The sequence below is a fragment of the Labrenzia sp. OB1 genome (assembly GCF_001624695.1).
Classification (GTDB): Bacteria; Pseudomonadota; Alphaproteobacteria; order Rhizobiales; family Stappiaceae; genus Roseibium.
The window spans coordinates 104,717-118,012 of the sequence record NZ_JSEP01000002.1 but is presented as its reverse complement, the minus strand read 5'-3'; the positions used below and the strand labels follow the sequence as shown (position 1 = coordinate 118,012).

The window sequence follows — 13,296 nt, the reverse complement described above, 5'->3', positions numbered from 1 at the left end:
AAGACGAGGATGATCCTCTGAGGTATTTATGTAAGCAGGAAAATTTAATCGGTTTCTTGCGGTCACCCACATCCGCATTTGACCGGATTTTCTCGACCTGTAGCGAATGACAGACACCGACATAAAGCCGAAAAGGCGCCGGATAAAAGACTTTCATGCTGCGGAGTGGCCCCTGACGCCGAAACAAGAGAACGGTTTTCGCTGAAGGCACGTTCTCATAATACTGTGCACTATAAGATGCTCGAACAGCAGTTTCGAACGTCTGTCAGGTTCAGGCCCCATCTCAGGCACGGTGGCGTAACAGCCCTAAGCGCCCCGTGCCGCAATTCTTTCAGTCAGAAACCGATGCGGTCCGGAGCTCCGGAGGCTCTCATGCCGACTTTTGAATCCCGTTCGGCCCGCAGATCGAGTCGACCGGAATGGTCGGAGCTTCCCGTACCTTCCTGGGGGGGATGCCGAACCACGTCTTGACCGCCCTGGAAAAGGTGCTCAGTTCGGAAAACCCCAGCAGATAGGCGATTTCCTTCATAGGCAATTCCGTGCTTCGGAGGTATCTTTCGGCTGCCGAGCGCCGGATTTCCTCGCTGAGTTTGCGGAAGCTCGTTCCTTCCTTTTCCAGAATGCGTTGCACGGCTCTTTGGGACATACCCAGTTTTGAAGAGATCTGCGGCAGCGTGCATGACCCGTTCGAAAGGCTGGAGGCGACTTCGTTGGCGATCCTCGACAAGGGGGACTCAACCCGGTCGAACGACTCCATTTCGCTCATCGCCGATTTCAGGATGATTTCGTACAAGTGCGGATCGTTGCGGCGCAGTGGCCGCGAAAGCAGCGCGCGCGGAAAGGAAATCCGGTTGTGCGGTGCGCCGAACTTCAGACGGCCTTGATATTTTTTCTGAAAGGCGGACGTGTTCGCAGGCGCATATGTTGCCAGCTCGATCAGAATCGGTGGAACGTTCATGTTCAGAGAGTGTTCCAACTGCTGCGTGGCCCAGCCGACACGGGCGAACATGTTCTGCCGCCATTCGCCGCGGCCTTCCAGTATCGGCCATTCGACATAGGCGCTCGTTTCGGTTTCCTGAAAGCAGATCCGGTAGGCATTCGAGCGGATCGGCATGTATTTCACCCAGGCCTCGCAGGCATGCCGAAGGGTAGGGGCGCAGGAAAACAGATAGTCGAAGATGGAAAAGCAACCGATTTCGATATTGTTGAAGAGGTCAAACATCACCGCATCGTTGCCGAGGGTTTCGGCAACTTGTTCGAAGACGCCATGCCAGGCGACGATCGGAACAACCCCGCGGGGCTCCTCAAGACTGGAAAGCTGGAAATTGTAACGATCCGCCATACCGGGCCAGTCCAAATTTTCATTTGAACAGATATCGCGCAAGACCCGGAATACGTCGGCGCGCGCCCATTCGCCCTCTATCGGCATCTACCCCTCCAGCCGATCAATGCACAACCGTTGCCCATAACTTTGCATGATGACACGCGGAGGATCAAGTTTTGTCGCAGTTCGCTAACATGTATTGCATATGCTTTAAGCAAAACTATCAATGCCGCCCCCCCCCTTGGAAGCGGCATTGATACCGCGATCAGGCAGCGTCCTTCTGTTTCTGTTCAGTCTTCGGAGGAAATTTGCCGTAGAAGGATTCGTTTTCCCGGGCCATATCCCGCAATAGCCGGTTCGGTTTGAAGCGCGGCCCCCATTTGCGGGTGAATTTCTTGCAGAGTTCGACAAAGGCGGGTGTGCCCATCGTGTCGATGTAACTCAGCGTCCCGCCAGAATAGGGAGCGAAGCCGAACCCTAGGATGGAACCGACATCGGCCTCGCGGACATCCGTCAGGCACTTCTCTTCGAAGATCCGCGCCGTCTCCAGGGCCTGCATCACAAGAAGGCGCTGTTTCAACTCTTCGATGTTGAAACTCTCGGCGGGCTTTGGCTGGCCGGTGACCTCGGGAATACCCGGCCAAAGGCTCTTGTCCTTGCCCTTGTAGTCGTAAAAACCCTTGCCGTTCTTGCGGCCGAAGCGCTCCCGCTTGACCACCATTTCTTCCAGGATGTTGTCCAGCGGGCCTTCGAGGTATTTGACGCCCAGGTCCTTGCGGGCCGCCGACACGATTTTCCAGGCAAGGTCGAGAGCGACTTCATCTCCCAGTGACAGGGGACCGACCGGCATGCCTGCCATCTTGCCCGCGTTTTCGATCATGGCTGCCGGAACGCCGTCCGCCAGCATCATCAGGCCTTCGCGAATATAGGTCATCACGACACGGGAAGTGTAGAAACCGCGGCTGTCGTTGACCACGATCGGCGTCTTCTTGATGGCCTTGATATAGTCCAACGCCATTGCCAGTGCCCTGTCCGAGGTCCGCTTGCCGAGGATCACTTCAACGAGCATCATCTTGTCGACAGGCGAGAAGAAATGGATGCCGATGAAGTTTTTCGGACGCTTTGAGGCCTGCGCGAGCGAGGTGATCGGCAAGGTGGAGGTGTTCGACGCGAAAATCGCCCGGGATTTCATTACGGCTTCAGCATTTTCCGTCACTGTCTTCTTGATTTCGCGGTCCTCGAACACCGCCTCGATCACCAGGTCGCAATCTCCCAGCGCAGCGTAATTGGTGGTCGCGTTAATTCTGGAAAGCAGTTTAGCCTTTTGCTCCTCGCTGGCGCGGCCGCGTTTTACAGCCTTGCCCATGAGTTCGTCCGCATGGGCCTTGCCCTTGTCGGCGGCGTCCTGGTCGCGGTCGATCAGAACAACTTCGATCCCCGCCTGTGCGGTGACATAGGCGATGCCCGCGCCCATGAACCCGGCCCCCAGAATGCCGACCTTCCTGATCCGGTTCGGGCGCTGGTCCGCCGGACGGCGTGCCAGCTTGTTCAACTCCTGCATGGAGACAAACAGGGAGCGGATCATGTTGGCCGCTTCCGGGGTCTGCAGCACCTTGGCGAAATACCGGCTTTCGACCTGCAGGGCGAGATCCATCGGCAGTTGAAGACCTTCCACGACCGAGCGCAGGAGGTAGCGGGCTCCCGGATAATTGTCATGGGTCTCCCGGCGGTAAATGGCGTTCGCCGCCGGCCAGAACTGGAAACCTGCCGGAGAATAAACTTTTCCGTTCGGAAGCTTGTAGCCCTTCTTGTCCCAGTCCTTGACGGGGTCGAGACCGGCTTTCAGCATCTTTTTGGCGGTGGCCACCAGCTTTCGGGACGATGCAATTTCGTCAACCAGCTTCAACTGCCTGGCTTGCGGCGCGCGCAGGGTGCGGCCCTGCAGCAGGAACTGCAGGCCTTGCTGGGCGTCCGCCATACGCATGACACGCTGGGTACCACCGGCACCCGGGAAGAGGCCGACTTTGACTTCCGGCAGGCCCATTTTCAGGCCGTCATCGACAACGCGCCCATGGCAGGCAAGCGCCAGTTCCGTTCCGCCACCCATGCAGGTGCCCGCGACGGCGGCGACAAACGGTTTGCCGCAGGTTTCCAGCTTGCGGTAGACCTGCGACAGTTTGCGGGACCCTTCGAACAGCGCTTTGGCAGCCGCCTCGGCGTCTTTGCCGCGCTTGACGTGAAAATCCTTCAACAGACCTTCAAGCATGGTCAGGTCAGCGCCGCCGGAGAAGGCGGCTTTGCCGGACGCGATGACGGCGCCCTTGATAGCCTCGTCGCCGGCGACCTGATCGACAAGGGCGCTCAACTCATCCATGACGGTGATGTCGATGACGTTCATCGACTTTTCCGGCATGTCCCAGGTGATCAGCGCGAAACCGTCCTCGTCGGTTTCTAGGGTGAAATTCCTGTAGCTCATTTGAAAATCCTCCTCGGGCCTGCACCGCTGTCTTGCTGATGGGCGCGCTGCCGCGCTGCCGATCCGGTGCCTTCCACAACTACGTCGCCTGTATGTTTCGTCACTGCCGGTACGAACGGCATCGCTCTGCGTTCCCTGGCAATATTTCTCAACATGATCAGACCCGTTCGATGATGGTCGCTGTTCCCATGCCCGCGCCGATGCACAGCGTGACGAGGGCGGTGTTGAGATCGCGGCGTTCCAGTTCGTCCAGAACCGTTCCAAGGATCATCGCCCCGGTTGCGCCGAGCGGATGGCCCATGGCGATCGCACCGCCATTGACGTTGACGATTTGCGGGTCGAGATCGAAGGCCTGCTGATACCTCAGAACGACGGACGCGAAGGCCTCGTTGATTTCGATGAGGTCGATGTCCTTCATCTCCATCCTCGCGTTCTTCAGAAGTTTTTGCGTGACATCCACCGGTCCGGTCAGCATCAGGGCGGGTTCGGAACCGATGTTGGCGAAGGCCTTGATGCGCGCGCGCGCCTTCAGGCCGCTTGAGCGGCCGGCGGCACTGGAGCCGATAAGCACCGCGGCGGCCCCGTCGACGATGCCTGAGGAATTGCCTGCGTGGTGCACGTGCCGGATTGCCTCGATTTCCGGATGCGCCTGAATGCCGACCGCGTTGAAGCCGCCCATGCTGCCCATCATCTCGAAAGACGGGTTGAGCGAGGCCAGGGACTGCATGTCGGTCTCCGGCCGCATGTGCTCGTCGCGGTCCAGGATGGTGATGCCGTTGACGTCTCTCACCGGTATCACGGATTTCGAGAACCGGCCTTCGTCCCAGGATCTGGCGGCGCGCTTCTGGCTCTGGACTGCATAGGCGTCGCAGTCGTCGCGGTTGAAACCGTATTTTGTTGCGATCAGGTCGGCGGAGACGCCCTGTGGCATGAAGTAGGAGGGAATGGCGACCTGCGGCTCGATCGGCCAGGCACCGCCGGAGGCGCCGAGGCCGACACGGCTCATGCTTTCCACCCCCCCTGCGACAACCAGCTTGTGCTGGCCCGACATGACCTGCGCGGAGGCCATGTTGACGGCGTCGAGACCGGAGGCGCAGAAACGGTTGATCTGCATGCCCGGAACCGACGTGGCGTATTCCGCAGCGAACACTGCCGCACGGGCAATGTCTCCGCCGGCCTCGCCAACCGGATCGACGCAGCCGAGCACGACATCGTCCAGCCTGCCTGTATCGAGGTCGTTACGGTCGCGAATTGCCTCAAGCGCGGTCGCCGCCAACTGGACGGCGGGCACTTCGTGCAGAGCTCCGTCCTTCTTGCCGCGGCCGCGCGGCGTACGCACGTGATCGTAGATATAGGCTTCGGGCATCAGATCCTCCTCTGGACCAATCTGAAGTTGGTCGATTTGAAAGTGTCCAGGCATCCAGCGGTCTTTCGGGCGCTGGATGCTCCGGATCAGATCCTCCTCATGTCGCGTTCGGCAACGGATGGCCGGGCATGAGGTCGTAGGGATGTTTCCAGCCGGGCAGGGACTTTATCCGTGCCAGCCATTGGATGACGTTTGGATAGGCGTCGAGGTCGAAGCCGAGTTCGCCGTCGTAGTAGAGATAGCTGCACAGGGAAAAGTCGGCGATCGTCGGCCTTTCACCGACGGCAAACGCGGAGCTGTCGAAATGCTTTTCAAGGATGGCAAGGGCCGCTTTCGAACGGCCGTCCAGGAACTTCGTCACTTCGGTCTCGCCAGTTTTTGCGAGCGTCCGCATGAATCGCAGCGGTCCGATCAGGCCGGATACCTTCTGGTTGTCGAAGATCGTCCAGCGCAGAATTTCCCGGCGTTCGTCTTCATTCTCCCAGCCGAACTTGCCGAATTTTTCGAACAGATAGTCCATGATCACGGCGGACTGGGTCAGCAGCTTGCCATTGTGATTGAGCACCGGGACCTCGCCCATCTCGTTCACGGTCTTGCGATATTCTTCCGTGCGGGTTTCGCCGTTGAAGAAATCGACCCACTTGGGTGTCCAGTCGGCACCGCACAGCGCCAGCATCAGGGCCGCTTTATAGGAGTGCCCGGACTGGGCCATGCAGTGAAGAAAGTATTCAGCCATATCTTGAAAATCTCCCTGGCAAATCAGATCGCGAGACTATAGCCGCGCGATCCGGTCTGCGGGGTTCAATCTTCCAACATTTTTTGACGCTACGGCGCGCATCAGAAAGCCTCTTCGCTCACGGACATCAGGGTGTCCGACCCGGAGGAGATCCGCGCCAGATGCGCGCCCGTTTCCGGGAGCGTTCGCTCCATGAAGAACGTGCCGAAGGAAAGCTTGTTCTCAAGCCATGTAGACTTGTCGCCCGCGCCCGCCTCCAGTTGCTGCTTCACTGTTACCGCGATCCGGGCCCACATGTAGCCGAGCGCGGTCAGACCGAAGAGGTGCATGTAATCGGTGGAACCTGCCCCAGCGTTATCAGGATTTTTCATGGCGTTGTTCATGAACCACATGGTCGCGGCCTGAAGGTCGTCCATGGCTTTTTTCAGCGGGCCGGTGAAGGAGGCAAGGTCTTCGTTGTCTTTATTTTCTTTCAGGAAAGTGTTGACTTCATTGAAGAAACTCATGACGGCGCGTCCACCGTTGGCAGGCAGCTTGCGGCCGACCAGATCGAGCGCCTGAATGCCGTTCGCGCCTTCGTAGATCATGGCGATGCGGGCGTCGCGGACGAACTGCTCCATGCCCCATTCGCCGATATATCCGTGGCCGCCGAACATCTGCTGGGCGTTGACGGCGTTGGCGAAACCGATGTCGGTCAGGACGCCCTTCAACACCGGCGTCATCAGTCCCATCATGTCGTCGGAGAATTGCCTGGTCTTCTCATCGTCCGAGCGGTGCGAAACGTCGCCGTTAAGGGCTGTCCAGAGCACCAGAGCCCGGGCCGCCTCGTTGAAGGAGCGGATCGACATCAGTGTGCGGCGGACGTCCGGATGCACGATGATCGGGTCGGCTGCCTTGTCCGGGGCCTTCGGTCCGGTCAGGGCACGGCCCTGCAGGCGGTCCTTCGCATAGGCCGCCGCGTTCTGATAGGCGACCTCCGATTGTGCCAGGCCCTGAACCGCCACGCCGAGACGGGCCTCGTTCATCATGGTGAACATGGCGCGAAGCCCCTTGTTCTCCTCGCCGACCAGCCAGCCCTTTGCATCGTCGTAATTCATCACGCAGGTGGCGTTGCCGTGAATGCCCATCTTGTGTTCGATGGAGCCGCAGGAAACACCGTTGGTATCGCCGACCGATCCGTCTTCGTTGACTTGATTGCGTGGCACAACAAACAGCGAGATGCCCTTTGTGCCCTCCGGCGCGCCTTCGATCCGGGCGAGCACCAGATGAACGATGTTTTCCGCCAGATCGTGTTCGCCGGCAGAAATGAAGATCTTGGTGCCGGTGATCTTGTAGGACCCGTCCGCCTGCGGGACGGCTTTCGTCCGGATGAGGCCGAGATCCGTGCCGCAATGGGGCTCGGTCAGGTTCATCGTGCCGGTCCACGTCCCGGCGATCATGTTGGGCAGATACTGCTGTTTAAGGTCGTCCGTGCCATGCAGGGTCAAGGCTGCCACCGCACCGGCGGTCAAGCCCGGATACATGGCAAAGGCCATGTTGGCGGACGAGGCGAATTCGTTGAAAACGGTCGCCAGCGTGTGCGGCAAGCCCTGGCCGCCATGGTCCGGGTCCGCGGACAGCGTGCCCCAGCCATTTTCGCAAAAAGCCTTGTAGGCGCCGTCAAAACCCTTGGGAGTGGTCACCGTGCCGTCGTCGTGCCGGGTGCAGCCTTGCTGGTCGCCACTCTGATTCAGCGGTTGAAGCACTTCCTCGGCGAACTTGCCGCCTTCGCGCAGGATCGCTTCCACCAGATCGAGCGGGGCATCGGAAAAGCCCGGCAAGTTGGAATATCGCTCATAGCCCAGGACATCTTTCAAAAGAAAAAGCGTGTCATCGACAGGCGCGGAATAGCTCGGCATGGAAATCCTCCCAGATCTGCCGTGTCCTCTTGACCTTACGTTTCCGTAAACGTCAACTTGATCTGTATATACGCGTCTTGAATCGCCCCGGCAAGTGGTGTCCCAAGGGAAGGGGTTACAAAAAAATACGCCTAAAACATGTATTTGGAAATGGTTTTGCAGCCGAGGCCACCCAGTTTGGCGCTTCCAGTCGTTATTTTGCGATATTTTCGGCTGCCGGGGAAGGGCAGGCCCTGGAGCAAAACACGCTCATGACGCCACACACAAAAAAACCGCCGGTTGGTGAACCGGCGGTTGGCGTTGGCGGATCGCAGTGGAAACGCGATTAGGCTTCCTCGGCTTCCTTGTGTTTCAGCATTCCGGAAACGATCTCGACTGTGCGGGACAGTTCCTCGATCGCCTGTTCGATGTCCTTGCGCTGGTCTTCCAGAACGGCAATCTGTTCACTGAACTTCGACAAGGCAACCCGGAGCTGCGTGACCTGCCCGTCGCGCAGGTCATAAAGGTCAAGCATGTCCCGGATTTCGGAAAGCGAGAAACCGACCCGCTTGCCCATCAGGACCAGTTTGAGGCGCGCCCGGTCACGGCGGTTGTAAATGCGGTTGAGGCCGTCCCGTTTCGGGTTCAAAAGCCCCCGGTCTTCGTAGAACCGCAGGGTTCTGAGGGTACAGTCGAATTCTTTCGCCAGATCACCGATGGTGAAATGGGTCTTTTTGGTGCTGTCGTCCGTCGCGGATACGACGTCCACCAGATTTTCCTCGTTGAGGATGGAAAGCGCTTCGCTCATGTCAGTTGGTGCTCGTGCTACAGCCGTTGTCCGGCTCATCGTTGATGTCGATACGGTTTTTGAAACCGGCGCCGGAGATCTATTGCCGGCATCTTCGCGAGAGCCGCGGTCGGATGCCTGCTGAGGGCCGAGTTCTTGAGGTCCTTGTAGCTTACGTTCGCGTCAACGTCCAGTCGCGGCGGAACTCTGGTGGAAAAGGCCTGAGCAGCTGTGTGGTGATTCGGCGTTCTTCACATGTGAGTTTGGCCGAATCGGAGTTGAAACAACCGGTTTTTGCATTTGGCAACTCCGATTAACGGCCTGTTTACCCTAAATCGACAAAGTCTCCTATAGACGCTGCGTCCGTTCCGCCTTCGACGGAAAATGGACACGGCATGCACCATCAGCGGTTGGAAAAGCCGTAAGCCCAGGGTCAAGATATGCCGGCTTGGAAGACACACGAGGCAGGAAGCCGCGATCGCGATGCGTTTGAAGGTGACGACTTTAAAGAGTCACCGCGCAGCGCACGTGCTCGTGACCGCATTGAACGGCTGACTCGTACCGCAACGGCGCTGGGCGGCGGCCGGAGCTCCCGCATGGATGAGCGCGATCAGGATCTCGATGCGGTGGCCGATGAACTTGACCGGCTGCTTTCGGAGAAGGATTCCGCCGAGCCGCAGCGTTCCGCGGGATCTGCCCGCCAGACCCGTCACGCCGATCCGGCACCGAACCGCCGTGCTCCGACGCGCGCACGCGCGCATGATCCTGGCGTAGACGAAGTGCTGGGTGCGCTCGACCGTCTTGATGAACAGGTGCAGGGCCTTGGAGGCGGCAGGGGATTCGAGGAGCCGTATGGCACGTCCTCAAGGCCACATGCGCGGCCCGGCCGCTACGCCATCGACAGCCTCCGGGACGACCGTTACCAGGACCCGTCCGACCCCTATTACGATGACGGGCATCGGGACGCCGGATCCGAAAATCATGGCGAAGACTATTATGACCGGGCTCCGCCGCCACGCGAACAGATCGCTCGCGACCGTCACGACGCGTCTTTCCATGTCTACAAGGACCTGGGCCGGCGCATCGACGCCCTGAGGGCGCCGCAGGAAAAGGTCCTCGGTCAGGTCCGCGAGGAAATCGGTTCCCTGCGCGATGCCCTGGGCGGCATTTCACGCGGCACCAGTGATACGGTCAATCGGCAGAATACGGAACTGCGGCGTCTCGCCGATATGGTGGAGCGCCTGCGGACCGACAAGAAGACCGACCATCTGGCGCGGGAAATCCGCAAGGAGGTGGCCGAACTCAAGTCCATGGTTGGCGGCACCAATGTGGAAGGTGCTCTTGAGACCCTGGAGCACGGATACGCCCATATCCTCCAGCGCCTGGACGAACTTTCCCGCGCGTCGGTGGATCCCAGGGTCCTGCGCAGCGTGACGGCGCGCCTTGACGAGATTGAGGATGCCTTCGCGGCCCTGCCGCGGTCCGAGCACATGGTGGTGCTTGAAGACCGTGTCGTCACCATCGCCGAACGCGTCGAGGAGCTGCTGCAACGCAAGGACCACGTGCAAATCGAACCCCTCCGAGCGGAATTGCGGGAAGTGCGTGGCTTTGTCGAGCAGATCGACATCAAGGGACTGGTCGAAGGTATCGACGACCGCATGAAATTCGTCTCCGGACGGCTGGACGATCTGGAAGTCCTGGCACGCGAGCAGCGCGGTCTCGACACCCGTCTTTCCGCGATGGAAGACCGCATGCCCGAGCCGGAAACGCTTGCCCGGCTGCAGGGGCGTCTGGAAGATATCGTCGGGATGATGTCCGATGACCGGGCCGAACCGCTGGGCGATGAACACCTCTCCCGTGTGGACCGGCGTCTCGACGATATCGTCGAACGCCTTGAGCGCATGGAACATGCGGCGCCGTTGCCCTCGGCGCAATCCGGGGCCTTCGAGGCGCTGGAAAAGCGGCTGGAAATGATTTCCGGCAAGATCGACGCCATCGAAAAGAAAACCACCCGGTCGCGTCCCGCGAAGTCGAATGCCAAGGGGGGCGGTGGAACCGACACCGAATTTCTGTCCGAGCTTCAGGACCGCCTGAGCGACCTGACCGCCCGGCTCGACCAACCGACGGACACGGTGACGACGGCGGATCTCGACAAATTGCGCGAGGAAATCGGTTCCATGCGGGCCAGCGTTACCGCGCCCGCATCGACCGTGGCGCTGGAACAGCGGATCGCGGATCTCGCCCAGGTCGTCTCCAAAGGCGGTGAACTGAGCGATGACGGCCGTTTCGAACAGCTTGGCGAAAAAGTCGCCGCGCTTGCGGAACAGCTCGAAAACTCTTCCGGCAAGGCGTTTGGTGCGGAGCAGCTCTCGCCGGTGCTGGAGCGGATTGAACAAGGCCTGCAACAGTCCCGTGCCGACGTCGCCGAAATCGCAAGACAGGCAGCAACGGAAGCTGTCGCGAACCTGCCGAACGCGAAACACTCGCAGTATGACGAGGAAATCAATGCCCTGCAGGGCGACCTTCGACGCCTGCTGGACGCCGCCGAAGGTGGCGAAGAGCGCACCCGCAATACCTTTGACGGCGTCAAGTCCGTCCTCGGCTCGCTGACGGAGCGCCTGGACAATCTGGAACGGCCGGAAACCGTATCGGCTACACCTGCGGCGAGCTTCACGCCGCTCAAGGAGGACGATCAGACGCCTGTCTTCGCCAGGTCTGTTGTCCCCGCGAGTTCGGAAGAAGACCATCACGAAACGTCTGCCGGTGAATCCGTGCGGCCCGACACGCGTGCACGGGACCGCAAGGCGGATTTCATTGCGGCCGCCCGCCGGGCCGCGCAGGCAGCTTCCGCGGAGGCTGCCCGGCTCGACAAGAAACCCAAGGCACTCAGCGGGTCGGATGCCGCTGACGAGGAACGCGGCAAGGAACGGGTTGGTTGGCTGCGCAATGTTCTGAGACGGGAAAAGCCGGCTGCCGGCGGGAAGACGGCACCGCAACCGGTCAAGGATCTGGAACTCGGCACCGAGGACATCGCGGACAGGGACTTTCAGGCAGAAGATGCCAGGGTTCTGCCGGGCGACCGTCCGGCACCCGAGCTTTCGGCGTCCTCCGGTGGCCGTCGCCGTACCATACTTTACGCCGCTGCCGCGGTTGTGCTTCTGATCGGAACCCTGCAGGTCTACCGGATGACGACCGGCGGGACCGGTGACGGCGAGCAGGTCGCCTCCATCGCAGAAAAAACGATAGAGTCCGTCGAAGCGCTGCCGGAAGATGCAGAGACGGATCTGGCCGCCGCCGCTGCGAAAGCCACTGCAGCCGTGCAATCTGGTCAGCAGCAGTCTGCCTCGGGCAGCGCCACAGTTTCCGGATCGCAAACACCGCAAACTCAGCCGGTACGTACCGCGGCCGCGCCAGTTGGCTCCGCCGTCGCACCTGCGGCGGCCAGCACCGCGTCGGCGCCGGACACCCAGGCCGCCAAACCTGCGAGTGATCCAGCCCTGGAGTCCGGGAAGGTTCAGCAGGCCTCCGCCAGCGGTTCCGTGGATGTCGACACCGAACTGGCCTTTGCGCCTCCGGCCGGGGTTGCCAGCAGCTTCGGAACCGGAAAGACGGAAAATCCCTCGACCTTCAGCCGGAGTGCATCTGACAAGGCAGGCAAGACTTCGACTGAAACCGAGGTGGCCGGTGCTGGCCAGCCGGCGGCCGGTCTGATTGCAAATCTGCCGCCTGAAGCCATCGGCCCGATGGCCTTGCGCAGTGCTGCCGCCAGCGGTGATCCGGCGGCTGAATTCCTGGTCGGCGTGAAATATACCGAAGGCAGCGGCGTTCCGGCCGACCTGGAAAAGGCCGCCGTCTGGTATCAGAAAGCGGCGAACAAGGGTCTTGCCCCTGCGCAATACCGTCTGGCCAGCCTTTATGAAAAGGGCCGCGGCGTTGAAAAGGATATTGCGAAAGCCAAGGCCTGGTACATGAAGGCCGCGGAAGCCGGCAATGCCAAGGCGATGCATAATCTCGCCGTTCTGTTCGCAGAAGGCGCCGGCGGAGAACCCGACTATGCGGCTGCCGGCAAATGGTTCGAGAGCGCGGCCAATTTCGGGGTCAAGGACAGCCTGTTCAATCTCGGCATTCTGTATGCCGGCGGTATCGGCGTCGATAAGAACCTCGTCGCCAGCTACAAGTGGTTCGCGATCGCGGCCGATCAGGGCGACCCGGAAGCTGCCAAGCGCCGCGACGACATCGCCAACATGATGGACCAGGAGATGCTGGCCAACGCCCGGCTCGCGGTGGAGAACTTCAAGTTGAAGACACCGGATCCGGCCGCGAACAAGGTGACCATGCAGTCGGACTGGGCGGACAGTGCCGCGCTTCCCGCGTCCCGGGCATCCGTTCAAGCGGTCGACAACACGTCGATGATTCGCGAGGCGCAGGACAAGCTGAACTATCTCGGCTTTGACACCGGTACGCCGGATGGCGAGATGGGACCCCGGACGCGCAGCGCCATCAGCGCCTTCCAGCGCAGCCTTGGCCTGCCGGAAACCGGTGAGGTGGACGCCAAGTTGCTTGAAGAGCTGAAAAGTCAGGCGATCTGATCGCAACCCGGCCGGCTTTAGCCTAAAATCGCACAACCGAACGGAAGAGGCCGGCTGGCTGGTTGACACGCCTGCGCGCACGGGTCTTTAACCAATTTAGTTTAGTCATCTTGCGGTTCCATCTGCAGTCTGTTGGCGTGA

Annotated in this window: 7 protein-coding genes; 1 reads left to right on the top strand and 6 read right to left on the bottom strand. The window is 60.3% G+C overall.

The features are described 5' to 3' along the window. Positions 1-370 precede the first annotated feature (370 nt). From OA90_RS02855 to OA90_RS02830, 6 genes are all read right to left on the bottom strand, one after another. Positions 371-1,429 carry an AraC family transcriptional regulator gene (locus tag OA90_RS02855; protein WP_082836812.1) on the bottom strand — a complete coding sequence of 353 codons (1,059 nt, stop codon included), beginning with the start codon at positions 1,427-1,429 and terminating at the stop codon, positions 371-373. Positions 1,430-1,589: 160 nt separating this feature from the next. Further along, positions 1,590-3,800 (bottom strand): 3-hydroxyacyl-CoA dehydrogenase NAD-binding domain-containing protein, encoded by a 2,211-nt coding sequence (locus tag OA90_RS02850; protein WP_068406895.1) that lies wholly within the window; start codon positions 3,798-3,800, stop codon positions 1,590-1,592. A gap of 157 nt (positions 3,801-3,957) precedes the next feature. Next, on the bottom strand, positions 3,958-5,166 hold the full coding sequence (locus OA90_RS02845) for an acetyl-CoA C-acetyltransferase (RefSeq protein ID WP_068406891.1): 1,209 nt from the start codon (positions 5,164-5,166) through the stop codon (positions 3,958-3,960). Positions 5,167-5,263: 97 nt separating this feature from the next. After that, positions 5,264-5,902, bottom strand: a complete 639-nt coding sequence (locus OA90_RS02840; RefSeq protein ID WP_068406888.1) for a glutathione S-transferase — start codon at positions 5,900-5,902, stop codon at positions 5,264-5,266. A 101-nt stretch (positions 5,903-6,003) separates the two neighbouring features. After that, positions 6,004-7,800: an acyl-CoA dehydrogenase C-terminal domain-containing protein gene (locus tag OA90_RS02835; protein WP_068406885.1), complete on the bottom strand. Its 1,797-nt coding sequence runs from the start codon at positions 7,798-7,800 to the stop codon at positions 6,004-6,006. A 325-nt stretch (positions 7,801-8,125) separates the two neighbouring features. Beyond that, entirely contained in the window at positions 8,126-8,587 is a 462-nt protein-coding gene (locus OA90_RS02830) for a MerR family DNA-binding transcriptional regulator (RefSeq protein ID WP_068406882.1), read from the bottom strand. A gap of 575 nt (positions 8,588-9,162) precedes the next feature. Here OA90_RS02830 and OA90_RS02825 point away from each other — a divergent pair. Beyond that, complete coding sequence (locus tag OA90_RS02825; protein WP_208985946.1) at positions 9,163-13,155, top strand: peptidoglycan-binding protein; 3,993 nt, start codon at positions 9,163-9,165, stop codon at positions 13,153-13,155. Positions 13,156-13,296: the final 141 nt, after the last annotated feature.